Annotated in this window: 24 protein-coding genes; 15 read left to right on the top strand and 9 right to left on the bottom strand. The window is 61.9% G+C overall.

Going from position 1 to position 25,578, the window contains the following annotated elements; all coding sequences use genetic code 11:
- The first annotated feature begins 42 nt into the window (after nucleotides 1-42).
- Both AC4PR2_RS08760 and AC4PR2_RS08755 read left to right on the top strand, forming a co-directional pair.
- Nucleotides 43-639, top strand: a complete 597-nt coding sequence (locus tag AC4PR2_RS08760; protein ID WP_492175033.1) for a GDP-mannose pyrophosphatase — start codon at nucleotides 43-45, stop codon at nucleotides 637-639.
- Nucleotides 636-1,004 carry a hypothetical protein gene (locus tag AC4PR2_RS08755; RefSeq protein WP_060419134.1) on the top strand — a complete coding sequence of 123 codons (369 nt, stop codon included), beginning with the start codon at nucleotides 636-638 and terminating at the stop codon, nucleotides 1,002-1,004. Before AC4PR2_RS08760 ends, AC4PR2_RS08755 begins: the two co-directional genes overlap by 4 nt.
- Nucleotides 1,005-1,036: 32 nt before the next feature.
- Here AC4PR2_RS08755 and AC4PR2_RS08750 read toward each other — a convergent pair whose 3' ends face one another.
- Together AC4PR2_RS08750 and malX are read right to left on the bottom strand one after the other, a co-directional pair.
- Entirely contained in the window at nucleotides 1,037-2,218 is a 1,182-nt protein-coding gene (locus tag AC4PR2_RS08750; protein WP_197804089.1) for a PatB family C-S lyase, read from the bottom strand.
- Nucleotides 2,211-3,830 (bottom strand): maltose/glucose-specific PTS transporter subunit IIBC, encoded by a 1,620-nt coding sequence (gene malX / locus AC4PR2_RS08745; RefSeq protein ID WP_049201912.1) that lies wholly within the window; start codon nucleotides 3,828-3,830, stop codon nucleotides 2,211-2,213. Before malX ends, AC4PR2_RS08750 begins: the two co-directional genes overlap by 8 nt.
- A 221-nt stretch (nucleotides 3,831-4,051) precedes the next feature.
- Here malX and AC4PR2_RS08740 point away from each other — a divergent pair, with 221 nt between their 5' ends.
- Nucleotides 4,052-5,083, top strand: coding sequence for a Mal regulon transcriptional regulator MalI (locus AC4PR2_RS08740; RefSeq protein ID WP_033648213.1), 1,032 nt, complete (start codon nucleotides 4,052-4,054; stop codon nucleotides 5,081-5,083).
- On the opposite strand, the gene AC4PR2_RS08735 is transcribed toward AC4PR2_RS08740, so the two are convergent.
- On the bottom strand, nucleotides 5,080-5,961 hold the full coding sequence (locus tag AC4PR2_RS08735; RefSeq protein WP_492175032.1) for a LysR substrate-binding domain-containing protein: 882 nt from the start codon (nucleotides 5,959-5,961) through the stop codon (nucleotides 5,080-5,082). The two genes, AC4PR2_RS08740 and AC4PR2_RS08735, sit on opposite strands and share 4 nt — an antisense overlap.
- A gap of 206 nt (nucleotides 5,962-6,167) precedes the next feature.
- On the opposite strand from AC4PR2_RS08735, the gene blaSRT reads away from it, so the two are divergent.
- Complete coding sequence (blaSRT, locus tag AC4PR2_RS08730) at nucleotides 6,168-7,304, top strand: SRT/SST family class C beta-lactamase (RefSeq protein ID WP_060440035.1); 1,137 nt, start codon at nucleotides 6,168-6,170, stop codon at nucleotides 7,302-7,304.
- Nucleotides 7,305-7,330: 26 nt separating this feature from the next.
- On the opposite strand, the gene AC4PR2_RS08725 is transcribed toward blaSRT, so the two are convergent.
- Nucleotides 7,331-8,239, bottom strand: a complete 909-nt coding sequence (locus AC4PR2_RS08725; RefSeq protein WP_100396350.1) for a LysR family transcriptional regulator — start codon at nucleotides 8,237-8,239, stop codon at nucleotides 7,331-7,333.
- Between the two features lie 102 nt (nucleotides 8,240-8,341).
- Here AC4PR2_RS08725 and AC4PR2_RS08720 point away from each other — a divergent pair, with 102 nt between their 5' ends.
- Nucleotides 8,342-9,496 (top strand): serine hydrolase domain-containing protein, encoded by a 1,155-nt coding sequence (locus AC4PR2_RS08720; protein WP_492175031.1) that lies wholly within the window; start codon nucleotides 8,342-8,344, stop codon nucleotides 9,494-9,496.
- Nucleotides 9,497-9,540: 44 nt separating this feature from the next.
- Here AC4PR2_RS08720 and AC4PR2_RS08715 read toward each other — a convergent pair whose 3' ends face one another.
- On the bottom strand, nucleotides 9,541-11,073 hold the full coding sequence (locus AC4PR2_RS08715) for a YdgA family protein (protein ID WP_443014469.1): 1,533 nt from the start codon (nucleotides 11,071-11,073) through the stop codon (nucleotides 9,541-9,543).
- Between the two features lie 140 nt (nucleotides 11,074-11,213).
- On the bottom strand, nucleotides 11,214-12,392 hold the full coding sequence (gene manA / locus AC4PR2_RS08710; RefSeq protein ID WP_060419119.1) for a mannose-6-phosphate isomerase: 1,179 nt from the start codon (nucleotides 12,390-12,392) through the stop codon (nucleotides 11,214-11,216).
- Nucleotides 12,393-12,509: 117 nt separating this feature from the next.
- Here manA and AC4PR2_RS08705 point away from each other — a divergent pair, with 117 nt between their 5' ends.
- The 5 genes from AC4PR2_RS08705 (at nucleotide 12,510) to AC4PR2_RS08685 (ending at nucleotide 16,039) form a co-directional block, all read left to right on the top strand.
- A complete protein-coding gene (locus tag AC4PR2_RS08705) occupies nucleotides 12,510-12,632 on the top strand; it encodes a hypothetical protein (RefSeq protein WP_337046720.1) in 123 nt (40 codons plus the stop codon).
- A gap of 237 nt (nucleotides 12,633-12,869) precedes the next feature.
- Nucleotides 12,870-13,202 (top strand): hypothetical protein, encoded by a 333-nt coding sequence (locus tag AC4PR2_RS08700; protein WP_102984751.1) that lies wholly within the window; start codon nucleotides 12,870-12,872, stop codon nucleotides 13,200-13,202.
- A 229-nt stretch (nucleotides 13,203-13,431) separates the two neighbouring features.
- Nucleotides 13,432-14,829, top strand: a complete 1,398-nt coding sequence (gene fumC / locus AC4PR2_RS08695; protein ID WP_492175029.1) for a class II fumarate hydratase — start codon at nucleotides 13,432-13,434, stop codon at nucleotides 14,827-14,829.
- Between the two features lie 61 nt (nucleotides 14,830-14,890).
- Nucleotides 14,891-15,580, top strand: coding sequence for a helix-turn-helix transcriptional regulator (locus AC4PR2_RS08690; protein WP_197804093.1), 690 nt, complete (start codon nucleotides 14,891-14,893; stop codon nucleotides 15,578-15,580).
- Nucleotides 15,581-15,670: 90 nt separating this feature from the next.
- Nucleotides 15,671-16,039: a VOC family protein gene (locus AC4PR2_RS08685; protein WP_060419106.1), complete on the top strand. Its 369-nt coding sequence runs from the start codon at nucleotides 15,671-15,673 to the stop codon at nucleotides 16,037-16,039.
- Here AC4PR2_RS08685 and tus read toward each other — a convergent pair.
- Nucleotides 16,029-16,967: a DNA replication terminus site-binding protein gene (gene tus / locus AC4PR2_RS08680; protein WP_337046719.1), complete on the bottom strand. Its 939-nt coding sequence runs from the start codon at nucleotides 16,965-16,967 to the stop codon at nucleotides 16,029-16,031. The genes AC4PR2_RS08685 and tus overlap by 11 nt on opposite strands.
- A gap of 331 nt (nucleotides 16,968-17,298) precedes the next feature.
- Here tus and AC4PR2_RS08675 point away from each other — a divergent pair, with 331 nt between their 5' ends.
- Together AC4PR2_RS08675 and AC4PR2_RS08670 are read left to right on the top strand one after the other, a co-directional pair.
- Nucleotides 17,299-19,095 (top strand): glycoside hydrolase family 3 N-terminal domain-containing protein, encoded by a 1,797-nt coding sequence (locus AC4PR2_RS08675; protein ID WP_197804095.1) that lies wholly within the window; start codon nucleotides 17,299-17,301, stop codon nucleotides 19,093-19,095.
- Nucleotides 19,096-19,224: 129 nt separating this feature from the next.
- Nucleotides 19,225-20,511: a glycoside hydrolase family 10-like protein gene (locus AC4PR2_RS08670; protein WP_197804096.1), complete on the top strand. Its 1,287-nt coding sequence runs from the start codon at nucleotides 19,225-19,227 to the stop codon at nucleotides 20,509-20,511.
- Between the two features lie 51 nt (nucleotides 20,512-20,562).
- Here the strand turns inward: AC4PR2_RS08670 and AC4PR2_RS08665 are convergent, their stop codons facing one another.
- Nucleotides 20,563-21,831, bottom strand: a complete 1,269-nt coding sequence (locus AC4PR2_RS08665) for an MFS transporter (protein WP_492175067.1) — start codon at nucleotides 21,829-21,831, stop codon at nucleotides 20,563-20,565.
- A 147-nt stretch (nucleotides 21,832-21,978) separates the two neighbouring features.
- Between AC4PR2_RS08665 and AC4PR2_RS08660 the strand changes: the two genes are divergently transcribed.
- From AC4PR2_RS08660 to bioD, 3 genes are all read left to right on the top strand, one after another.
- On the top strand, nucleotides 21,979-22,869 hold the full coding sequence (locus AC4PR2_RS08660) for a LysR family transcriptional regulator (protein WP_047727629.1): 891 nt from the start codon (nucleotides 21,979-21,981) through the stop codon (nucleotides 22,867-22,869).
- Nucleotides 22,870-23,028: 159 nt separating this feature from the next.
- Nucleotides 23,029-24,246, top strand: a complete 1,218-nt coding sequence (gene mlc / locus AC4PR2_RS08655; protein ID WP_102984748.1) for a sugar metabolism global transcriptional regulator Mlc — start codon at nucleotides 23,029-23,031, stop codon at nucleotides 24,244-24,246.
- Between the two features lie 144 nt (nucleotides 24,247-24,390).
- A complete protein-coding gene (gene bioD / locus AC4PR2_RS08650) occupies nucleotides 24,391-25,056 on the top strand; it encodes a dethiobiotin synthase (RefSeq protein WP_197804098.1) in 666 nt (221 codons plus the stop codon).
- 6 nt (nucleotides 25,057-25,062) lie between these two features.
- On the opposite strand, the gene AC4PR2_RS08645 is transcribed toward bioD, so the two are convergent.
- Entirely contained in the window at nucleotides 25,063-25,557 is a 495-nt protein-coding gene (locus AC4PR2_RS08645) for a DUF2938 family protein (protein WP_060419099.1), read from the bottom strand.
- Nucleotides 25,558-25,578: the final 21 nt, after the last annotated feature.

Below are 25,578 nucleotides of genomic sequence, written 5' to 3'. Positions count from 1 at the left end.
TGCACGATAGTATCAATTTCCTTCCTCTGGCGGAGTAAACCGATGATAGCCACCAAAGACAGGGTTCGCATTGTCGAAACCCGGGTGTTGTCCGATGACTGGTACCTGCTGAAAAAAACCACCTTTGAGTTTCTGCGGCGCGATGGCGTTTGGCAGCGACAAAGCCGTGAGACCTACGATCGCGGCGACGGCGCGGTGATTTTGCTGTTCAACCGGCAGGCGCAAACGGTGATCCTGACGCGCCAGTTCCGTTTTCCGGTCTTCGTCAACGGCCATGACGGCATGTTGATTGAGGCCGCCGCCGGCTTGCTGGACAACGCGTCGCCGGAGGCGCGCATCCGCGCCGAAGCGGAAGAGGAAACCGGCTATTTCGTGCAGAGCGTGGAAAAGGTGTTCGAAGCCTACATGAGCCCAGGCTCGGTCACCGAGAAGCTGCACTTTTTCGTCGGCGAATATCAGGCGGGCGACCGCATCAACGAGGGCGGCGGGGTGGCGGCGGAGGGGGAAGATCTGGAGGTGCTCGAGCTGCCGCTGGCGCAAGCCCTGCAGGCGGTTCGCCAGGGCACGATCGTTGACGCCAAGACCATCATGCTGCTGCAGTTTGTCGCCTTGAACCGGACATTGGAGGAAGAACGATGAAAGCCCAACAAATCCTGATCGCCGGCCCCTATCGCAGCGGCACCGATGGCGATCCGCAGCGTATCGCCGCCAATCTGGCGCGCCTGGAACAGGCGGCGCTGGCGGTTTACCAGCGGGGGCACGTGCCGGTGATCGGAGAGTGGCTGGCGCTGCCTTTGGCGGCGGCGGCGGGTTCCACTCAGGTTGGCGATGCGGTGAGTGAGGCGTTTCTTTACCCGGTGGCGCATCGGCTGATTGCGCAGTGTCAGGCGGTGTATCGCATCGAAGGGGCGTCTGCGGGAGCCGATAACGACGTGCGGTTGGCCAACGAGTGGGGCCTGACGGTCTATCGCCGCCTGGAGGACATTCCGCCTGTTCAGGGGTAATCGAGGGGCGGGCAGAGGCTCGCCCCCTCGCGCTATTGCTCGCCCAGCACCAACCGCAATCCGGCGATCAGCTTGTCCATGCCGGCCTCCAACTTGCTGCGCGGGCAGCCGACGTTGAGGCGCAGGAACCCGCGACCTTCCTCGCCGTAGGTAAAGCCCGGCATGATCGCCACCTTTTCGCGCTCGATCAGCACCTGCTGCAGCGCCCGATCGTCAACGGCCAACGGCCGCAGATCGATCCAGGCCAGGTAGGTGGCCTGCGGCGGGCGCCAGCCCAGCGCCGGAAACGCCTGCTCCAACCGCTCGGCGACGTAGGTCAGATTATCCTGCAGATAGTCGCGCAGGGAATCCAACCAGGGTTCGCCGTGGCGATAGGCGGCCACGTGCGCGGCGACCGCCAGCACCGCCGGCGAGGAGAGGCCGTCGCGGGCTTTGAGCTGCTGGAAGTAGGCTTCGCGGCTGGCGTCGTCGCTGATGAAGCCGTAGGCGCCGGTCAGCGCCGGGATATTGAAACTCTTGGAGCCGGAGGTCAGCAGGGCCCAGCCGCCGGTCGCCACCTGGCTCCACGGCGTATGGCGGTGTTCCCCCCAGACCATGTCCATGTGGATCTCATCGCTGATGACGCGCACGTCGTGGCGCTCGCACAGTTCGGCCATCTGCTGCAGCTCGTCGCGGCGCCACACTTTGCCGGTGGGGTTATGCGGGCTGCACAGCAGCAGGATCTTGGTCTGCGGCCGCGCCAGCAAGGCCTCAAGGTGCGCCATGTCGCAGCGCCAGTCGTAGCCGGCTTTTTGCAGCGGGCAGGCCAACAGCTGGCGCTGGTTGGCGAGGATCACCTTGTAGAAGGCGTCGTAGGCCGGAGTATGGGTCACCACGTAGTCGCCCGGTACGGACCATTGGCGGATCAGCTGCGCCGCCATGTAGATAACGGAAGGGCCGTACACCGCCGTTGCGGTGTCGATGGCGGCGTTGAAACGTTGCTGATACCAGTGGCGCAGCGCGCCGAGAAAATCCTCGTGCTGCCAGCGGCTGTAGCCCAGCACGCCGTGCTGCAGGCGCTGCTGCAACGCCTCGAGAATGCACGGCGCGGTGGCGAAATCCATATCGGAGATGGTGAACGGCAGCAGATCGGCGCTGCCGAAGCGATCGGCGATATAGTCCCACTGGGTGCACCAGGTGCCGTGGCGGTCGATCGGGGTGGCGAAATCAAACATGGGTGGCTCCCTGCAGCGCCGCGGCAGGTTGCGCCGTGGCTATCAGTGAGTCTAATTCATCCTTCACCGATTGCACCTGTGGGCCGATCACCACCTGCAGATTATGCTCGTTGAGATGCACTACGCCGATGGCGCGGTTGGCCTTCAGCGCCGCGTCGTCCACCCGGCTCATGTCGTTGACCGACAGGCGCAGGCGGGTGATGCAGTTGTCCAGCGTGATGATGTTGTCCGGGCCGCCGAGCGCCGCCAAAATCGCCGGCACGTTGTAGCCGGATTTGCCCACCGCGCCGGCCGGCGCGCTCTGGCTGACGGCGCTGTCGCTTTCGCGGCCCGGCGTTTTGATGTTAAAGCGCTGGATGGCGAAGCGGAAAATGGCGTAATAGCCGACAAACCAGACGGCGGCCACCACCGGCACCAGATACCACTTGGTGGCGGTGCCGTGCAGAATGCCGAACACCACGAAGTCGATGATATTGCCGTCGGTGTTGCCGATGGTCACGCCCAGCAGCGCCATCACGGTAAAGCCCAACCCGGTGAGCAGCGCGTGGATCAGGTAGAGGAACGGCGCGACGAACAGGAACAGGAACTCGATCGGCTCGGTGGTGCCGCCGACCACACAGGCCACCACGCCGGAAATCAACAGCCCTTTGATTTTATGGCGGTTCTCAGGTTTAGCGCAGTGATACATCGCCAGCGCCGCGCCCGGCAGCCCGCCGAGGAACGCCGGCATTTTACCCTGCGAAAGGAAGCGAGTGGCGCTCTCGGCGAAGCCGGTGGTGGTTGGGCAGGAGAGCTGCGCCTGGAAGATGGTCAGGGCGCCGCTGACGCTGTGGCCGCACACTTCCATCGTGCCGCCCGCCTCGGTAAAGCGGATCAGCGCCACCAGTATGTGCTGCAGGCCGAACGGCAGCAGCAAGCGTTCGCCGGTGCCGAACAGCATCGGGCCAAAGGCGCCGGCGCTGTTGATCACCCAGCCCAGCCCGGTGATGCCGGCGGCGAACCACGGCCAGATCAGCGGGATCACCAGGCCGCACAGGCCCAGCACCACGGTGGTGACGATCGGCACGAAGCGCGTGCCGCCGAAGAACGCCAGCGCGTCCGGCAGGCGGATGGTGTGGAAACGTTCATGCAGGCGATAGACGATGATGCCGACGATCACCGCGCCGAGGATGCCGGTATCGATCGACTGAATGCCGAGAATGTTCTGGATGTTGTTGGCTTTCAGCACCAGCGGATCGCTGGTGGGCAGCACGCCGGCGGCGGTCAGGTAGAAATTGGTGCCCAAATTCAGCACGGCGAAGCCGACGAAGCCGGAGAAGGCGGCGACGCCCTTGTTTTCGCGCGCCATGCCCAGCGGAATGGCGATGGCGAACATCACCGGCAGGAAGCTGAAGGCGAAGGAACCGACCTTGCTCATCCAGGTAAAGATCAGCTGGAAGATCGGGTGGCCGATAAACGGCATCAGGGTGATCACGTCGCGGCTGCTCAGCGAGCTGCCGATCCCCAGCATGATGCCGCAGAAAGAGAGCAAGGCGACGGGCAACATGAAGGTTTTGCCCAGGCTCTGGAAGAACTCCCAGAGGGTGATTTTTGGTTTGTTGGCTGCTGACATAACCGACTTCTCCTGGCGAAAAGACGAGCAAAAAGGGGACTTCTGATTAGGTAAAAAGAAGATAAAACGTTTTACCTAGCAAAAATGCGCCGCCAATCACAAATCTGCCGCCCGGTTTTTGGCGACAATGCGGCAGGCAGTAAAACGTTTTACTGAGCTAACGGATTCGGTATACCCTTGATCATTACGGCGGGTTGCCCAGGAACGGGTTCGCAGAGACTATGAGCATCAAAAAAATCACCATCACCGATGTGGCGCAGCAGGCGGGCGTGTCGGTCACCACGGTTTCCCTGGTGTTGAGCGGCAAGGGGCGCATTTCGCCGACCACCGTCGAGAAGGTCAATCAGGCGATAGAGCAGCTGGGCTATGTACGCAATCGCCAGGCGGCGACGCTGCGCGGCGGGGAGTCTGGGGTGATTGGCCTTATTCTGCGCGACATCTGCGAACCCTTCTATGCCGAAATGACCGCCGGGCTGAGCGAAGCGCTGGAGGCGCACGACAAGCTGCTGTTTTTAACGCAGAGCGGGCGCGACGGCCAGGGCCTGCAGCGGGCGTTTGACGCGCTGCTGGCGCAGGGCGTCGACGGCATCGTGCTGGCGGGCGGCATTCGCGCGGCGGCGGGCCTGAAGGAGAAGGCGGCCGAGCAGGGCGTACCGCTGGTCTGCGTGGCGCGCTCCAGCGGTCTCGATGGCGTGGACGTGGTGCGGCCGGACAACATGCAGGCCGCCAAGCTAGCCACCGAATTTTTGATCAAGCGCGGCCACAGCCAAATCGCCTACCTCGGCGGCCAGAGCGATTCATTGACGCGCGCCGAGCGGCTGGGCGGCTTTTGCGCCACCCTGGTGCAGTACGGCCTGCCGTTTCGCAGCGAATGGATCGTCGAGTGCGATTGCCGGCAGCGCCAGGCGGCGGAAGCGGCGGAGCAACTGCTGCGCCATTACCCGAACATTACCGCCATCGTCTGCCACAAGGCGTCGGTGGCGCTCGGCGCCTATTTTGGCCTGGCGCGCAGCGGCCGCAGCATCGGTTCGGATGGGGTAGACGCCTACTACGGGCGGCAGGTGGCGCTGATCGGCTTCGGTGACGTGCCGGAGGCCGAACTGACCGAGCCGCCGCTGACCTTCGTCTCCAGCTCGGCGCGGGAAGTGGGGCGCAGCGCCGCCGCGCGCCTGCTGCAGCGCATCGGTGACGCCGACCTGCCGGCGCAGAACGTCATTCTGCCGCCGACGCTGATCCGGCGCGGTTCCGCCTAGCCCTGCCGCTGTTCCTCTTCCGCCTCCCGGCGGATCCAGCCGATAAAGGTTTTCATCGCCGGCGTCAGATCCCGCGATTTCAAATGGGTCAGCCAATAGGCGCCGAGCGCGGTCTCGGCGGCAAACGGCCGCTGCAGCGCGCCGGCGGCCAGTTCGCGGCGGAACATGCTGACCGGCGCCAGCGCCACGCCGTCGCACTGGATAGCGCCTTCCACCATCAGCCTTGACGAGTCGAACACCGGGCCGTTGATCCGCCACGGCGTCACCTGTGCCGCCGCGAACCAGCGCTCCCATTCATCCTTGCGGTAGGTGCGCATCAGCTGCTCGTGCTGCAGATCCTGCGGCGTGCGCAGGCGCGCGGCGACCGCCGGCGGGCAGAGCACCGTCAGCGGCGCGTCGAACAGCTTGATATTGCAGGTGGCGGGCCAGAGCCCTTCGCCGAAGCGGATGGCGAAATCCATGCCGTCGGCCGACAGATTGACCAGGTTGTTGTGGGTGAGCACCCGCAGATCGATAAACGGGTGCGCCGTGCGGAACGCCGCCAGCCGCGGCATCAGCCAGCCGACGGCGAAGGTGCCGACCACCGCCACCGTCAGCACCTCGTGGAAATGCCCGCCTTCGAACTGCTGCAGCACCGCCTCGATACGGTCGAAGGCGTCGCTCAATACCGGCAGCAGCGCCTGGCCCTCTTCGGTCAGATCCAGCCCGCGCGGCAGGCGGCGGAACAGCTGAATGCCCAGCTGTTCTTCCAGCATGCGCACCTGCTGGCTGACGGCGGCCTGGGTGACGCGCAGCTCCAGACCGGCGCGGGTGAAGTTCAGGTGACGAGCGGAGGATTCGAACGCCCGCAGGGCGTTGAGGGGAAGTCGATTGCGCATTGTCGATAGCCATAAGTTTTTCTTTATGCTGGCTGAAATTATTATCGCTTGTCAACCCGGCGGCAAAATCCGATATTTGGCGCGGCTGCTCAGAGTGTCACGGCAGCCGTAAAGGAATGACATCATCAATCAGGGAAAGCGCCGTATATAACGCCAATAAAAACTTTTGGCCGCGGCCGATGCCCTGCAACCTAAGAGCTTCTATCATGACGAAAATGAACCGCCTGGCGGCCGCGCTGATCGCCGCACTGATCCTGCCGACCGCGCACGCCGCACAGCAGCAGGATATCGACGCCGTTATTCAGCCGCTGATGAAAAAATACGGCGTGCCGGGCATGGCGATCGCCGTGTCGGTCGACGGCAAACAGCAGATTTACCCGTATGGCGTCGCCTCGAAGCAGACCGGTAAACCGATCACCGAGCAGACGCTGTTTGAAGTGGGCTCGCTGAGCAAAACCTTCACCGCGACGCTGGCGGTCTATGCGCAGCAGCAGGGCAAACTGTCGTTTAAAGACCCGGCCAGCCACTATCTGCCCGAGCTGCGCGGCAGCGCCTTCGACGGCGTCAGCCTGCTGAATCTGGCGACCCACACCTCCGGCCTGCCGCTGTTTGTGCCGGACGACGTGACCAACAACGCCCAGCTGATGGCCTATTACCGGGCCTGGCAGCCGAAGCACCCGGCGGGCAGCTACCGCGTCTATTCCAACCTCGGCATCGGCATGCTGGGCATGATCGCCGCCAAGAGCCTCGACCAGCCGTTTATCCAGGCGATGGAACAGGGGATGCTGCCGGCATTGGGCATGAGCCACACCTACGTGCAGGTGCCGGCGGCGCAGATGGCCAACTATGCGCAGGGTTACAGCAAGGACGATAAGCCGGTGCGGGTCAACCCCGGCCCGCTGGACGCCGAGTCTTACGGCATCAAGTCCAACGCCCGCGATCTGATTCGCTATCTGGATGCCAACCTGCAGCAGGTGAAGGTAGCGCAGCCGTGGCGCGACGCGCTGGCCGCGACGCACGTCGGTTATTACAAGGCGGGCGCGTTCACGCAGGATCTGATGTGGGAGAACTACCCGTATCCGGTGAAACTGTCGCGTTTGATTGAAGGCAACAACGCCGGGATGATCATGAACGGCACGCCGGCCACCGCCATCACGCCGCCGCAGCCGGAATTGCGCGCCGGCTGGTATAACAAAACCGGCTCCACCGGCGGTTTCTCCACCTACGCGGTATTTATCCCGGCGAAGAATATCGCCGTGGTGATGCTGGCCAACAAGTGGTTCCCGAACGACGATCGCGTCGAAGCGGCTTACCACATCATCCAGGCGCTGGAGAAGCGCTGACGGTCAGGGGCGCCGGCGAGGCGCCCCTACCACCGGTGCTGCCGTTCACGCCGCTCGCGCATGAAATCGATAAAGGCGCGCAGCTTGAGCGGCAGATGCTTGCCGGCGGGAAAGTAGATGAAAAAGCCCGACGCTTCGCTGGCGTAACCCGGCAGCACTTCCACCAGTTGCCCCTGCGCCAGCTCCTGCAACACCGTGCCCTGAAAACGCTGTGCGATACCCAGGCCCGCCAACGCGGCATCTTTGATCAGCCGATCTTCGTTAAAAATCAAACTGCCGCTGACGTCCAGCGCGCGTTCATCGTCGCCCAGGCTAAAATACCAGGGTTCCAGTTTGCCGCTGCCGGGGAAACGGTAGCGCAGGCAGTGGTGAGCAGGCAGATCGTCCGGCGTGGCCGGAACGCCGCAACGCGCCAGATAGTCGGGAGAGGCGACCAGCACCCGGCGCTGGCCGTTGTCGATCGGCACGGCGATCATGTCTTTTTGCAGCATGGCGTGCATGCGAATGCCGGCATCGAAACTGCCCAGCACCAGATCGGAAAAGCGGTCTTCGGTAAACAGCTCCAGCTGCACGTCGGGATAGCGCCGTTGAAATTCCGCCAGGTGCGGCATCACCAGCAGCGAGGCGGCCAGCTGCGGCAGCGTGATGCGCAGCAGGCCCGCCGGCTGTGCGCCCAGGGCGCGCACGTCGTCCGCCGCCACGTCGATCTGGCTCATCGCCGGCGACACCTTCTGATAGAACAACCTGCCCTCGTCGCTGAGGCGCACCGAGCGGCTGGTGCGGTGAAATAGCCGCACTCCCAGCTGATTCTCCAGCGCCTGAATGTTTTGCGACACCGCCGGCGGCGTGACGCCGAGCTGGCTGGCCGCGCGGGTAAAGTTGCCCAGGCGTGCGACGGCTTCGAAATAGGGCAGCAGCTGCAGGAGTGAACTCATCTATCAATAACCTGTGCTTAATGATTCATTAAATTATGCCTTATTTTAATTTATGACGAACCTTTTAGACTGATTTTACTTTCCATTCGCGAGATGAAAATCATGTCGGCAGAACAACGGGCGTTAACAGAACGGATCGCGGCGATCGATCAACAGGCGATGGCCGAAGGGCGCATCGTGGGTAGCGTGGTGCTGGTGGCGCGGCAGGGCGAGATTTGTTACGCCGGGGCGGCCGGCTATGCCGATCGCGAAGCGCGGCGGCCGATGCGGCGAGAAACGCAGTTCCGGCTGTCGTCGGTCTCCAAACCCTATACCACGCTGGCGGCGCTGCGCCTAATCGAACAGGGCAAGCTGAGCCTGGACGACGCGGTCAGCGAGTGGCTGCCGTGGTTTACTCCGGCGCTCGCCGACGGCCGGCGCCCGACGATCAAGATTCGTCATTTGCTGAGCCATACCGCGGGGCTGGACTACCGGCTGAACCAACCACCGGCGGGCGTTTATCATCAGTTGGGGATCCAGGACGGCGTGGAGCTGTCGACGCTGACGCTGGAGCAAAACCTGCGGCTGCTGGCGCAGGCGCCGTTGCTGCCGGCGCCGGGGGAGCGCTTCAACTATTCGCTGGCGATCGACGTGCTTGGTGCGGTGCTGGAACGGGTGACGGGCATGCCGCTGCCGCAGCTGTTTGTCGAATGGGTGGCGCAGCCGCTGGGGCTAGGCAATACCGCGTTCCATGCGACGGACGCCGCGAACCTGGCGACGCCGTATTACAACACCCCGCAAGGGCCGCAGCGCATGCATGAAGGCCTGCGGGTGGCGCTGCCGAAGGAGATGGCGGGGGGCGAGGTGCTGTTTTCACCCGCGCGGGCGCTCAACGCCGGGGCCTATCCTTCCGGCGGCGCAGGCATGGTCGGCGATGCCGACGACGTGCTGAAGCTGGTGGAGGCATTGCGCAGCGGCGGGCAGGGCATTTTGCAGCCGGACACGGTGGCGTTGCTGCGCAGCCCGCACGTGGGCGCGCAGGCGCAAACGCAAGGGCCGGGCTGGGGATTCGGTTTTGGCGGGGCGCTGCTGGTGGACGCAGAAGCGGCGCAGACGCCGCAGCATGCCGGCACGCTGACCTGGGGCGGGGTTTACGGCCACAGCTGGTTCTTTGATCCACAGGCGCAGCTGAGCGTAGTGATACTGACCAACACCGCGTTTGAGGGCATGTGCGGCCGCTATCCGCAGCAGATCCGCGATGCGGTTTACGCGACGTAAATAAAAAGGGCCCCATTGGGGCCCTTGATCAGGCTTTCAAACGCTTACTGCGCCGGTGCCGGAGCAGGTTGTGCATCCTGCGCCGGTTCGCCGTCTTCCGCCGGGGCGCCCAGCAGGCCGAACTGGCTGATGAACTCCTGCAGCGATATTTTGTTGCCGTTCAGGTCAACCTGATTGTCGGCATAGTGGAACGTGCTCGCGATCACGCCGTCTTTCTGGGTGGTCAGCTTGAACATCTGGCCCATGGCCGCCAGGCCCTGCACTTGCTGCTGCGCCAGTTTCTGCGCGTCTTCCTCGTTGTAACCCTGCAACAGCGCGGTTTTCGCGGTCACTTCGGTAGCCATCGCTTCCGGAATGGTCAGGTTGATATCCAGCTTTTTAACCGCCTGCGCGATCAGCTGATCCGGCGATTGTGCCGGGGAAGCGGCCTTGCTCGGATCGGTCAGCGCCAGATCCAGCGTGAAGGTGCTCTCGCCCTTGCTGTTTTTCCAGCTCAGCGGTGCGATGCTGAGGCTCGGGTTGCCTTTCAGCAGCAGCGGCAGGTTCTTTTGCAGCAGTTCGGCGTTTTGCTGCTCATACACGGCCGGATCCAGGTTCTCGCCCTGTTGCAGCAGCGCCATGGTCTGGCGGTTGTAGCTGTCGGCGAAGTCTTTCAGCGCCTTGCCGTCGACGTTGTCGATTTTCAGCGCCAGCTTGCCGGCGCCGAAGTCGTTGCCCTGCACCTTGAGCGCGTCCATGGTGTAGTCGAGCTGGCCGCCGATGTTGCTGCTGCCTTGCTCGCCGAACTTGCTCACCAGGTTGAAACCGTCCAACGCCACGGTATCTTTACCGTCGATCGTCAGTTTGAACTGCTTCAGCGTCATCGTCTGATCGCCGAGCTTCACGCCGAACTTGCTCTCGTTGCTGTTGCCTTTCAGGTTGAAGCCCTGGAAGGTGATCTGCTCGTTTTGACCGAATTCGTTCGGGCTGGCGAACACGATATTGTCGCTATTGGCGTCCAGCACGAATTTTTTCAGATCGCTGGACACGTCAGCGTTAATGGTGGCGCCGCTGAATTTCAGCGAAGACTTATCTTTTTGGTAGTCCAGCGGGATGATGTCGATGGCAGACGAGGTGTCCCCGCTGTAAGAGATGCGCGAATCGGCGGTAAACAGCGATTTGCCTTTGGTGGTGTCAAACAGACCTTTCACCGCCGGGGTATTTTCCAGCTCGGTATGCACCGACGCCATGCTCGGCAGCAGATTGAATTTTTTCAGCTGGGCGAAGGGGAACGGGCCGTGATCGATGGTTTCCAGGAACGCCACTTCTTCACCGGCTTTCAGCGCCGCGTTTTCACTGGTATCCGTGCCGTCGGAACGCAGCACATAACGCACTTTACTGCTGAACAGGCCGCGCTGGTAATTTTCATAGCTCAGCTTCACGCCGGCTTTCGGCAGGTAAGCTTTCAGCTGGCCGTTGGCGTTGTCGACGACTTCGCCCATGTGCTGCTCGATCAGTTTCCCGGTGTACCAGGATGCCCCGGTCCATGCTGCGCCAAGAACCACAATGACGCTGACAGCGACTAACGATTTTTTCATAGCTCTGTTTCATCCTTTTTTCTTATCACCCTCCGTTGCGCGGGAGGGGCAAATAGGGGCCGACAAACAACGCCCGCAGGCGTTTAATTGTGGGGGTAGCTCTCGCTTTCAGCAAGCAATTTGCTGAAATTTATCAACGGTTAGGTCAGCTGGTTATAAACCCTGGCGATGCGGCCGCTGCCGCTGACGTTGACCGGGGATTCGAAAGCCCCGATAAAGCAGGATTCGCCCGGTTTGAGCGTCAGGCGCTGCCCGGATTTTTCCAGCGTCGCTTCGCCGGCGACGCAGAACACGATGGCCGCGCTTCGCTGCGCCAGCGCCTGCGGTGCGGCGGTCAAATCGTGCAGCGAGAAGGCGAAATCCTCCACCGGGATCGGGAAGAACAGCTCGTTGCCGCGTTGCTCCGGCTGGGTCAGCAGGCCGGACGCCGGCTGTGGGCGGAACTGCAGGTTGGCCAGCAGCTCAGGCACGTCGATGAATTTCGGCGTCAGGCCCGCGCGCAGCACGTTATCCGAGTTGGCCATCACCTCCAGCGCCACCCCTTTCAGGTAGGCGTGCGGCGTTTCCGCGTACAGGAACATCGCTTCGCCCGGCGCGAGCTGCACCACGTTCAGCAGCAGCGGTGAGAACAGGCCGCTGTCGTCCGGATAAAAGCCGGCGATAAAGCGCACGGTATCCCAGGGCTCGCCCTGCTGGTTGTTGAGCGCGGCTTTCAGCACGCCGAGCGCCAGCGACTTTTGCTCGCCGCTCATGGTCAACAGGCTGGCGAACAGGGTGGACAGATGCGCGGTGTCCGGCTGCTGCAGGAAGGTGGCGATGTCGTGGTGCGCGCCGGCGATCGGCTGCAGCAGGGAAACGATATCGGTCAGTTCGCGAAAGCCGTTCATCGCCAGGAACGGCGTCAGGGCGAACACCAGCTCGGGCTTGTGATTGGGGTCTTTGTAATTGCGTTCGGCGGCGCTCAGCGGGATGCCGGCAGCGTTCTCTTTCGCGAAGCCGATCTCGGCCGCCGCTTTGCTCGGGTGGACCTGGATCGACAGCGGTTGATCGGCGCACAGCACTTTAAACAGGAACGGCAACTCGCCAAAGCGGCTGGCGACGTCGGCGCCCAGTTGCTTTGGCTGGTCTTCATCGATCAGCTCGCGCAGCGAACGCAGTGCGCCATCGGCGCCCGGCACGCGGGAAGGGCTCTTGGGATGGGCGCCCATCCACAGTTCGGCCATCGGCTGATTATCGGGGTTGGCGATGCCGTAAAGACGGGTCAGCGCATCGTGGCTGCCCCAGGCGTAATTCTGTACCGCGTTGGTCATTTTTTGCATGTCGATAAACGTCCTTCTGCGTCATTGCCGCACTGCATAGCAATAACTCACTGATTTTATAAGATTAACTTAATCTATGCCGACGACCATCATACGCCCGCGTCGGCGGGAAAAATCATGGGCGCGATCAAAATAACGCCGGATAACGTCGCGCCCAGCAACGGGCCAAAGTATAACGTGATAACGATCGGCGCCTCAAATGGCGCACTGGGCCTCAAGGCGGCCGTCAAAAGCCGCTAATCGATTATTCTTTGGGGCAATGGGGTTATTGCCGATAGCCCGGGCATCCTGCCTCATTATTTATTTTTCAGCATGTCAAAATATGTCGGCTGAATTTATTTTTTACCGTCTGAGCCATTCCCTTATTATTATTTTCGCGCTGCGCGGGGCGATCACACGCCGAGCTTAAACCGGCGCGCCAGACCTCTTTACCGTAAGGGCTAACGAGTCGATTTAACGAAACCAGAGGTCTGTTGCATGAAAAAACTGTTGTTGCTGTTGGGGCTTTGCACCGGCGCAGCCCAGGCGGCGGTGATTGTCACCTATCCTTACGCCGCGCCGCGCACCGTGGTGATCGCGCCGGCGCCGATTGTCGTTGCACCCGCGCCGGTCGTGCTTCCCGCCGCGATCGCGCCCGTGGCCCATCCGCTGGCGCTCACCGCCGGCGCGGTGGCGACCGGGGCCTATCGCCATAATGAACGGCAGGACGCCTACGACGAAATCAATCATCTGCAGCAGCAACGCATCGATGAGCTCAATCATTTACAGGCCCAGCGCATCAATAATTTTAATTCGCGTCATCCGCGTTAATCGTGACCCACGCTTGTATTCTCCGGGGCATGCCCGGCCGTTTATTTTGGCGCGGGTTAACCGGCGGCAAATAACCGCGTCATGCAGGAGTAAAAGAGATGAAACGTGCTGTGAGATAACTCTCTTAATGCGAATAGTTATTATGTCACTATACTGGGAGTGCGTGCCGACGGGGGGGAGCGCGTCGGCCTAACCCTACAATTTTAGGAATTATGCTAAGGAGACAATGATGGCAGGCGTTCGTATCGAAAAAGACTCTATGGGCCCCATCGAAGTACCGGCCGACAAGCTGTGGGGCGCGCAGACCCAGCGCTCGTTGGCGCATTTCCGCATTTCCTCCGAAAAGATGCCGACCGCGCTGATCCATGCGCTGGCGTTGACCAAGCGCGCCGCTGCGCAGGTGAACGTGGATCTGGGGCTGCTGCCGGCCGAGCGGGGCGCCGCCATCATCAACGCCGCCGACGAAGTGCTGGCGGACAGCCATGCCGATCAGTTCCCGCTGTCCATCTGGCAAACCGGTTCCGGTACCCAGACCAACATGAACATGAACGAAGTGTTGGCCAACCGCGCCAGCGAGCTGCTGGGCGGCGTGCGCGGTGAAGAGCGCAAGGTGCACCCGAACGACGACGTCAATAAAAGCCAGAGCTCCAACGACGTGTTTCCCACCGCGATGCACGTGGCGGCGGTGATTGCGCTGCGCGAGCACCTGATCCCCGAGCTGAAAGTGCTGCACAAGACGCTGAGCGACAAGGCCGAAGCCTACCGCGACATCGTCAAAATCGGCCGCACCCACCTGCAGGACGCCACGCCGCTGACCCTGGGGCAGGAGATCTCCGGCTGGGCGGCGATGCTGGCGCACAACCTGAAGCACATCGAAGACAGTATCCCGCACATCGCCGAGCTGGCGCTGGGCGGCACGGCGGTTGGCACCGGCCTGAACACCCATCCTGAGTACGCGGTGCGCGTGGCCAAAGCGCTGGCGGAGTTGACCCATCAGCCGTTCGTCACCGCCCCGAACAAGTTCGAAGCGCTGGCGACCTGCGACGCGCTGGTGCAAGGACATGGCGCGCTGAAAGGGCTGGCGGCTTCGCTGATGAAGATCGCCAACGACGTGCGCTGGCTGGCGTCCGGCCCGCGCTGCGGCATCGGCGAGATTTCGATCCCGGAGAACGAACCGGGCAGCTCCATCATGCCGGGCAAAGTTAACCCGACCCAGTGCGAGGCGATGACCATGCTGTGCGCCCAGGTGCTGGGCAATGACGTGGCGATGAACATCGGCGGCGCTTCCGGCAACTTCGAGCTGAACGTGTTCCGCCCGATGGTGATCCACAACTACCTGCAGTCGATTCGCCTGCTGGCCGACGGCATGCAGGGCTTCAACGAGCACTGCGCGGTGGGCATCGAACCGAACCGCGATCGCATCACCCAGCTGCTGAACGAATCGCTGATGCTGGTGACGGCGCTCAACACCCACATCGGCTACGACAAGGCGGCGGAAATCGCCAAGAAAGCGCACAAGGAAGGGCTGACGCTGAAAGCCGCGGCGCTGAAGCTCGGCTACCTGACCGACGCGCAGTTCGACGAGTGGGTGCGGCCGGAAGCGATGGTCGGCAGCATGCAGAAATGATTGATCTGTGAGGCAACCGGGGGCTTACTGAGGTAAGCCCCTTTTTTATGGAGAAATCAAGATGTCGCGCACACAACGTTTACTCGATCTGATGCAGCTGCTGCGCAGCCACCGTTATCCGGTGGCGGGCCATGCGCTGGCGCAAACGCTGGGCATCAGCATGCGCACGCTGTACCGCGATATCGCTACGCTGCAGCAGCAGGGGGCGGAGATCGTCGGCGAGGCGGGCGTCGGCTATGTGCTGCGGCCCGGCTTTATGCTGCCGCCGCTGATGTTCTCGCAGGCAGAGACAGAGGCGCTGGTGCTGGGGATGCGCTGGGTCAGCCGCCGCGGCGACAGCCAGCTGGCGAGTGCGGCGGGCCAGGCGCTGGCCAAGATCGCCGACGTGCTGCCGCCGGCGCTGCGGGAGGAGCTGGAGGCCAACACGCTGTTGATCGCGCCGGTTCAGGCGCCGCCGGTGGCGGATGTGATGCGGGTGCTGATCCGTGACACCATCCGCCGCGAGCGCAAGCTGCATATCGACTATCTCGATCTGGCGGGGCAGCGCAGCGAACGCCTGCTGTGGCCCTTTGCGCTGGGTTTTTTCGACCAGTTCCAGATGCTGGTTGCCTGGTGCGAGCTACGCCAGGCGTTTCGCCATTTTCGCCTCGATCGCATTCAGGCCGCTACACCTTTGGAACAGCGCTATCCGCGCGGCCGGCGGCTGCTGCTGAAAGAGTGGCGCCTCAGCGAGGGCATTGCGGAGCAATAGCGGCACGCTGCTGCCATAAACTGTCAGTCGCACCCCTTAGTCTGTGCCTATCGGGAACCGGCCGGTTCCCATCACCCAGAGGACAGACCGATGACCCTTCCCAGCATGACCCTGCTTTACGTCGACAACCCGCTGAACAGCGCTGCCTTTTATCAACGTTTACTGGGACAGGCGCCGGTAGAGCTTTCCCCCGGCTTCGCCCTGTTCGTGCTCAACAACGGCTTCAAGCTGGGGATGTGGGCCAAACAGGGGGTAAAACCTACGGCGACCCTGACCGGCGGCGGCGGTGAACTGGGCTTTTTGTGCCAGGATCCGCAAGAGGTCGAGGCGCGCTATAACCAGTGGCGCGAACTCGGGCTGCCGATTGAGCAAACGCCGACCGAGATGGAGTTCGGTTACACCTTCGTGGCGCGAGATCCGGACGGCCATCGCCTGCGGGTGTATGCCCTCAGCGAGTAGCGTCGTCGGTATACAGGTGCAGGCGCGGCACCAGCAGCCGCAGCGGCCGGGCGTCGGGTTTGTAGCGGTGTTTCACCGCGTCGACGTCGTAGTTGAGCAGCTCGCCAATCTTCGGCACTGTGGCGCCGCTCTCGGCCTGACACAGGGCGATCAGCGGCAGCGGGCAGGGGTGTTGCACCTGTTTTTGCTGCTGCTGATACCACACTCGGGCGATTGGCTGCACTTTGACCGGCCGCTTGATTTTCAGCGTCGCGTGTTGCGGCAGGCGGCTGACGTCGTCTATCTCGCGGCTGACCAGGGCAGCCCACTGTTCACGGCTGTGCGGCGGCACTGCACGGCCGGCTTTCAGGCTTTTCTCCAGCTGCGCCAGGGTGTCGTCCCGCTTGACGTTTTTGATGATGTGCTTGTTGGCCCAGCCGAAGCGCACGGAGTCGGGATTGGTCAGGGCGGTGAGGGTGCGATAGGCGCTGAGGGTAATCAGCCCGTGCAGATGGGTGTGCACGAACTCGAAACGCTGCTCCGGCGCCAGGCCGGAATCGACGGTGATAATCTGTTCCAGTTCGCCCTTCAGTCGGTTGATGAGCGCCAGCTGCGTTTGCAGCGCCTGATACTCCGGCTGTTCCACCGCCAGGCAGATGACGCCGGGCAGGCGCACGGCGGCCTTGCTGCTGACATTCTCCCGGTTATGGTGGATGAATAGCCGCTGATAATGCTCCAGCGCCAGATCGCGCGCCGCTTGCCCCACATGTTGTTCGACCGCGATATGCGAGATAGCCTGATGCTCCTGACCTTTTTCAACCTCCGGCAGGCTGAACACCCGCGCCGCCAGCAACCGCAGCGGGGCGATCTGCTGCTGCAGCGCGCCGAGCGCCTGCTCCAGCTCGGTAAAGCAGGCGTTCATCCGGCCAATTACATCGTATCTGCTCATCGCATGCTCCTATATTAGTTACAACATACTATAGAAGAGTGGCAGACTGGGGGCAACATCGGCCCCTGAGCCGACGGCAGCTTCACCGGCCACCCGGCTTACCAGCGGAAAATGCGCCATAGCAGCCTCTACGGCAGGGCACGTAATACACCCGGTATGCGTAGTGTTTTGATTCATTGATGGATTTTCTCCTATTTGTTTGCGTTTTGTTTAATCCATTTTCCGATCGCCGTTGTCCAATCACTGGAACAAACAGAATGGCAGGACGCTATGAGCCCTTGGGGTTATCTTTTCTTCTGTCATTAACGGGTGCTTTAAACGGAGGTTCACTGTGGATATTAAACAGAAAGTCAAAAACATGACGCTGGAAGAGAAGATCGGGCAAAAAATCATGCTGGATTTTCGCTACTGGGATCGGAACGGTAGCAGCAATCAGGATATGACCGTCCCCGATGAAGCCATTGGCAAGCTGATCGCCGATAACCACGTGGGTGGGGTGATCCTGTTCGCCAATAATCTGAAAGACAAGCAGCAGATCAACACGTTGACGGCCTGGTATGCCGCGATGAAAACGCACGCCGGCATTCGCCTGTTTATCGGCACGGATAACGAAGGCGGTAACGTTTTTCGGCTGCCGCGCGGCGACTATGCCTCTTTCCCCGGCAATATGGCGCTGGCGGCGGCGATTGAGGGCGGTGCGGATAAACAGCTCGCCGTTGAACAGGGCAAGCTGATGGCCCAGGATATGCGCGCGTTGCATATCAATACCAACTTTGCCCCGGTCGTGGACGTCAACACCAACCCGTTCAACCCGGTGATTAACGTTCGCGCCTTCAGCGATGATAAGAATACCGTTTCTCGTCTGGCAGAGAAAATGGTGGCGGGCATGAAGCACCAGGGGCTGATCACCGCATATAAACACTTCCCCGGCCATGGCAGCACCTCCACCGACTCGCATACCGGTTTGCCGCGCGTCGATCGCACGCGGGAAGAGGCTTTTGCCATCGATATCGCCCCTTACAAGCAGGCCATCGATCGCTGCGCGGCGCCGGACATGGTCATGACCGCGCATATTCAGTATCCGGCATTGGATAACCGCCAGATAGATACCCGCAGCGGTGAAAAAATCACGGTGCCGGCCACCATGTCGCATGAAATTCAGACCCAGATCCTGCGCAATGAATTGGGGTATGCGGGCGTAACGATTTCAGATGCGCTGGATATGGGCGCGATTGCCGAGCATTTCAGCCAGCAAGCGGCGGCTGAAAACGTCTTTGCCGCCGGGGTGGATATTGCTTTGATGCCTGTCAGCATCGCCTCGCCGGCCCAGGCGAGCCTGCTACCGGCGTTGATCCGGTACCTTGCGGACAGAGTGAAAACGGGGCATCTCAGCGAGGCCGATATCGATGCCTCGGTCGAGCGAATTTTGCGCCTGAAATTACGCCATAGCCTGATGGACCATAGCGATAGGCCGTGTTCCAACGACGTTGCGTCGTCAGCGCACAAGCTGGAAAAATGCATCGCCGATCGTTCCATTACCGTGGTGATCAACCGCCACAGCCTGTTGCCGTTAAAGGACAAGGCGCTGCGCTACTTTATTCTGACGCCGTGGGGCGAGCAGGCGAACGGCATTGCGCGCGTGATGGCGCAGGAGGGGTATCAGAACGTCGTTGCCGCGAAGGAAACGGAGCTGAGCGACGCCCAGGTTAGGGAACATATTGCCGGCTGCGACGTGTTCTTGCTCGGAACCCTCTCAACCCGCTTTACGCCGGCTGAACAGGATGGGGTCGTTACCTCCGCAACCGGAGCGAGCAATGACAGCAGCCCTTATCCGGGCTGGTTGAAATACGCCGCCGAGCAGGGGAAGAAACGCGTTCACCTCTCACTGCGCGCACCTTACGATATCGTGAACTATGCCGCCGAGGTGGAGGCGGCCGTCGCCACCTACTCCTACTACGGTTATGACAGCGGCGTGTGGCGTGGCCCTTCGATGGTCTCTTTGGCGCAGGTGCTGACGGGCAAAATCAAACCGCAGGGCAAACTGCCGGTCAACACCTGGCATGACTACGATGTGGAAACCAATACGGGCAAGGTGGCGTTCCCTCGCGGCACGGGGCTGAGCTGGTAATGGGATAAGGACACCGGCGTCGTCTGAACAGGGCGACGCCGGCAGCGAAATAACACTGACAAATCGGGGCGTTTCTTGCTCTGCACGCAACGACATGGGATAACCGTCACTCACGGAAGGAGAACCAGAATGCCGACAGGCGCAACAAAATTAGGCGGATGGCTGTTGATGGCCGCCATGCTGGGCGTGAGCGGGTGCGCCAAGCCGCCCGAACCGGAGAAGCCCCCGCAACCGACGCCGCCGATAACACCGATGCGGGGCATCTGGCTGGCCACGGTCATTGGCCTGGATTGGCCGCCGGCGGCCTCCCTGAAAGCGGAAACCGCGCAAGAGCGGGTTCGCCTGCAGAAACAGGGGCTGACGGACGCGCTGGACGAGATGGTGAAAACCGGGATTAACGCGGTGTATTTTCAGGTTAAACCGGACGGCACGGCCCTGTGGCGCTCAAATATCTTGCCCTGGTCAGAAGTCTTGACCGGCACCGTGGGCCAGGATCCGGGTTACGATCCGCTGGCCTTTATGCTGCAAGAAGCGCACCGCCGCGGCATCAAAGTGCATGCCTGGCTGAATCCCTATCGGGTTTCTATGAATACCCGCCCACAAACGATTGACGCACTTAATCATACGCTGCAGTCGCCGCCGGCCAGCGTCTATGCGCTGCATCCCGACTGGATTCGCACCGCCAACGAGCGCTTCGTGCTCGATCCCGGTCTGCCCGACGTGCGCAACTGGATCACCGGCGTGGTGACCGAAATTGTCAAAAACTATGAGGTCGACGGCATTCAGTTTGACGACTATTTCTATTACGAAACGCCGCAATCGCCGCTGGATGATGAACGAACGTATCGCGCCTACGGCAAAGGGTTTGCAGACAAAGCCGCCTGGCGCAGGGACAACACGCTGCAATTGATAAAACAGGTTTCAGCCAGCGTCCGAGCCTTGAAGCCCGCGGTGGCGTTTGGCGTCAGCCCGGCGGGCGTATGGCGAAACCAGGCGGACGATCCTGCCGGCTCGGCGACGCGGGCCGGCGCGCCATCGTACGATACGGCCTATGCCGATACGCGCCAGTGGGTCAAACTGGGGCTGCTCGATTACATCGCGCCGCAGCTGTATTGGCCTTTTGATCGTGAAATTGTCCGCTACGACGTGCTGGCCCACTGGTGGGCCGAGGTGGTGAAAGGCACGCCGGTTCGGCTCTATGCCGGGGTGGCGTTGTATAAAGTGGGTACACCTGCCGCCAGCGAGCCGGCCTGGACCGTCGACGGCGGCGTTCCCGAGCTGAAAAGGCAGCTGGATCTCAACGAGAGCCTGCCGGGAATGGGGGGAACCATTCTGTTCCGGCAACGTTATTTGACTGAGCCGCAAACGGACAAGGCGGTGGAGTACCTGCGCACCCGCTGGAAAACCGGTCAATAATCACAGGCACTGGCATGACGAGCCGCGGCAAACCACCGCGGCTTTTTCTTTTCAGAGGCGGGCCGCTTCCGGCAGGCGTTTCAGGTAATGCACCACCAGCAGCGCCAGCAGCAGCATCAGGCTGATGAACGCCGCCACGCCATTCCAACCGAAGCTGTGCCAGAACACGCCGCCGAGGGTGCCGGCCACGCTGGAGCCAACGTAATAGCAGAACAGATACAGCGACGACGCCTGGCCTTTGGCGCGGCGCGCACGGCGGCCGATCCAGCTGCTGGCCACCGAGTGGGCGGCGAAGAAACCGGCGGTGAACAGCATCATGCCGATAAAGATCGCCGGCACCTGCGGCAGCGCGGTAATCAGAATCCCGATCAGCATAATCACGATCGAGGCCAGCAGCACCGGGCCGCGCCCGAAGCGTGAGGTGAGCGCGCCGGCCTTGGGCGAGCTGTAGGAGCCGGTGAGGTATACCACCGACAGCAGGCCGACAATCGCCTGGCTCAGGTGGTAAGGATCCGCCAGCAGGCGATAGCCGATGTAGTTGAACAGGGTGACGAAGCTGCCCATCAGCAGGAACCCTTCCGCGAACAGCAGCGGCAGGCCCTTATCGTGCCAATGCAGCTTGAAGTTGATCAGCAGGGTGCGCGGGCGCAGCGAGCTGGCGCGAAAATGCCGCGAGGCGGGCAGGATGCGCCAGAACATGCAGGCGGCGGCGAGGGCGAACAGGCCGATGACCCCGAGCGATACGCGCCAGGAGAAGAAGTCGGTCAACACCCCGGTCACCAGGCGGCCGCTCATGCCGCCGATCGAGTTGCCGCTGATGTACAGCCCCATTGAGAAGGCGACGAAGCTGGGGTGGATCTCTTCGCTGAGGTAGGTCATGCCGACCGCCGCCACGCCGCTCAGCGACAGGCCGATCAGCGCGCGCATCAGCAAAATGCCGTGCCAGCTGGTCATAAAGGCGCAGATCAGCGTGCAGACCGCCGCCAGCAGCAGCGCTACCACCATCACCGACTTGCGGCCAATGGCGTCGGACAGCGGCCCGGTGAACATCAGGCCGATCGCCAGCAGACCGGTGGAGACCGAAAGCGACAGGCTGCTTTCCGCCGGCGATACGCCGAAATCTTGCGACAGCACCAGCAGAATCGGCTGCACGCAGTAGAGCAGCGCGAAGGTCGCCAGCCCGGCGGAAAACAGCGCCAGCGTCACGCGCATAAACTGCGGCGTGCCGCGTTCGATATAGGGGAGTTTGTTGTTGAGGGTGGAGCGTTTTACTTTTGGCGCAGCGGCCGCGTCATCGTTGGCGGCCAGCGTCGACGGCATCGCGGCCGCAGAACGCACAGGGGTTGTCACAGCGTTTCCTTACCGAACTTCGGGGAGATAAACAGACACTTTACAGATAACAAAATGATAGGGAGCGGCGAATTTTTTGTCTAATATATTAATAATTAAAATTAAGATGTTTTAAATATGAATATCGAATTGAGACACCTGCGTTACTTTATCGCCGTGGCGGAAGAGCTGCATTTTGGCCGCGCCGCCGAACGGCTGCGGATCTCCCAGCCGCCGCTCAGCCAGCAAATCCAGGCGTTGGAAGAGATGGTCGGCGCGCGGCTGCTGGCGCGTAACAACCGCAACGTCAGTTTGACCCAGGCCGGGGAGATGTTCCTCAAAGAAGCCTATCAGGTGCTCGATCAGGTCGGGCGGGCGGCGGAAAAGGCGGCGCGTCTGGATCGCGGCGAGCTGGGGGAAATGACCATCGGCTTTACCTCTTCCGCGCCCTTCATCGGCGTGGTGTCGCGCAGCCTGCGCGCTTTCCGTCAGCAGTCTCCGCAGGTGCATATCAAAATGCGCGAAATCAACACCAAACAGCAGATCGAGCCGTTGCTGAACGGTGAGCTGGATCTGGGGGTAATGCGCAACACGCGGCTGCCGGAGGCGCTCCACTACCAGCTGCTGCTGCGCGAACCGCTGGTGGCGGTGGTGCCGGAAGGGCATCCGCTGGCGGAAACGCCCGGCGGCGCGCTGCGTTTCCAACATCTGGCGCAGGAGCCGTTCGTGTTCTTCTCGCGCGAAGTGGGCACCGCGCTGTACGACGAAATACTGCTGTTGCTCGGCAAGGCCGGCATTACCCCGTACATCACCCAGGAAGTGGGGGAAGCGATGACCATCATCGGGCTGGTCTCCGCCGGGTTGGGGGTGTCGATTCTGCCGGCCTCATTTGCCCGGGTGCGGGTGGACGGCGTGCGCTATTTGCCGCTGGCGGAGCCGGACGCCACCACCGAAGTGTGGCTGGTGCATCACCGCCGGCGGCCGCTGACCGCCGCCGCGCAGGCGCTGATGGCGTTGATGCTGAAATGACGTTGAGCTTGGGCAAATAAAAATCAATTCACGCTGAAATTGCGAGGAATTTGTGCAGCAAATCACATAACGAATCAAATAGTTGACGCTGTATGACAAAAGCCCCACCATAACCCCTAGTCTTTATTTAGAAGCGCGAAAAATAGTAGGAGCAGGTTTGTGATTGCGGTTGGGCAGCCTGGGCATATCGATCAAATCAAACAGACCAATGCGGGGGCGGTTTATCGGCTAATCGATCAACTGGGCCCGATTTCGCGCATCGAACTGTCAAAACGCGCGCAGCTGGCGCCCGCCAGCATCACCAAGATCGTGCGCGAACTGCTGGAAGCCCATCTGGTCAAGGAAACCGAGTACCAGGAAATCGGCAGCCGGGGCCGCCCGGCGGTGGGGCTGGTGCTGGACACCGAGGCCTGGCACTACCTGTCCGCCCGCATCAGCCGCGGCAGCATCACGCTGGCGCTGCGCGATCTCAGCAGCAAACTGGTGGTTGAGGAGCAGCTGCCGCTGGCGGCCGAACACCCTGAACCGTTGCTGAAACGCATCCTGACCGAAGTCGACCAATTCTTTATCCGCCACCAAAGCAAGCTGGAGCGGCTGACGGCGATCGCCATCACGCTGCCGGGTATGATCGACGTGCAGTCTGGCGTGGTGCATCGCATGCCGTTTTACGACGCGCTGGAGATGCCGCTCGGTCCGGCATTGGAAACCCGCACCGGCCTGCCGGTTTACCTGCAGCACGATATCAGCGCCTGGACCATGGCCGAGGCGCTGTACGGCGCCTCGCGCGGCAGCCAGAACGTCATTCAGGTGGTGATCGACCACAACGTCGGTGCCGGGGTGATCACCGGCGGCCATGTGCTGCACGCCGGCAGCCACAGCGTGGTGGAGATCGGCCACACCCAGGTCGATCCCTACGGCAAACGCTGCTACTGCGGCAACCACGGCTGTCTCGAAACCGTGGCCAGCATCGAAAACATGCTGGAGATCGCCCAGCAGCGGCTGAGCGGCTCGATGAGCTCCAGCCTGCACGGCGCGCCGCTGACCGTCGAATCGCTGTGCGACGCCGCGCTGGCGGGCGATCAGCTGGCGCGGGACATCATTCTCGGCGTTGGGCACAGCGTGGGGCGCATTCTGGCAATCATGGTCAATCTGTTCAATCCGGAGAAGATCCTGGTGGGCTCGCCGCTCAACCGCGCGGCGGAGATCCTGCACCCGGCCATCGCCTCCTGCATTCGCCAGCAGGCGCTGCCGGCCTACAGCGAGCAGGTCAAGGTCGAATCCACGCAGTTCTTCAATAAGGGCACCATGCCCGGCGCGGCGCTGGTGAAAGAGGCGCTGTACAACGGTTCGTTGCTGGTACAGCTGCTGCAGGGCTAACATCAGAACTTCTTATTAATTCCGCAAAAGATTGAGCTACCTCAAGCCCCTATGGGGGCGCATCCCCTAGAATTTTTCCGAAAGACTTCTTCGCCGCCGATGCGGCGACACATTGTTAACGGGGCATTCTGGGGCATTTTATTCATGTTGAAGCGTTTATTTGTGACAGGCACGGATACCGACGTCGGTAAAACCGTGGTTTCCCGCGGGTTGATGCAGGCGCTGGCCGCCGAGGGCCGTTCGGTGGCCGGCTACAAGCCGATCGCCGCACGCTGCCAGGAAACCAGCGAGGGCATCCGCAATAAAGACGCTTTGGTGTTGCAGGCATCGTCAACCGTGCCGCTGTCCTACGAGGAGATCAATCCCATCACCTGCCTGGATGAGGTGTTTCACGCGCATGCGACCGAGGACATCAACTATGGCGTGATGAGCAGCGGTCTGCGGGATCTGTCCGCCAAAGCCGACACGGTGGTGGTGGAAGGCAGCGGCGGTTGGCGGGTGCTGATGAACGATCTGCGGCCTTACGCCGAGTGGGTGGTGCAGGAACAGCTGCCGGTGGTGCTGGTGGTGGGCATCAAGCTGGGCTGCGTCAGCCACGCACTGCTGACCGCGCAGTCGATCATCAACGACGGCCTGCCGCTGTTGGGTTGGGTGGCCAACCGCATCAACCCGGGGTTGGCGCACTATGCCGAAACCATCGCGGCGCTGCAGCAGCGCATTCCCGCGCCGCTGCTGGGTGAGATTCCCTATTTGCCACGCGCAGAGCAGCGCGAGCTGGCGCACTACCTCGATATTTCCACGCTGCTGTAAGCTCGCTCAAGCGCACAGCGCCGCCAACAGCCGGGCGGCAATCAGCAGGCCCAGCCCATACACCGTGTGGGTGAGCAGGCTAAGGAGCCGCGCTTTTCGCGGGTAGGCGGTTTTCGCCGCCGCCACGCCAAAGCCCAGCGCGGGCTGCATCACCAGAAACGGCGCCGCCAGGCTCAGCCAGCCGCTCAACAGCGCGATGAGCGGCTCCGGCGCCGCATACCACCCGATGCCCGCCAAACCGATCGGGATAAAGGCAAACGCGATGCCGATGGCGTAATGCAATATCCAGCCGATTTCTCTCTCTCCCCGGCGCGGCGGCGCCGTAACGATGGTGGCGTGAAACCAGCGGCCGTCGAACATGCCGAGAAACCAGCGGCCCACCAGCGCATAATTGAGGGAAGGGATGCCGAAGCGCCGCCTCAGCAGCAGCGCCCACAGATCCATGCAGAGGGTGGCGCCAACGCCGGTTAACAGGATGCGCACTAACAGATCGGGGGTCATTGGGGTGTCCTTGGCTCAGTG

The organism is Serratia sp. A07, assembly GCF_058725505.1.
Note: the sequence above shows the minus strand (reverse complement) of the source record. Positions and strands in the feature narration are given on the sequence as shown.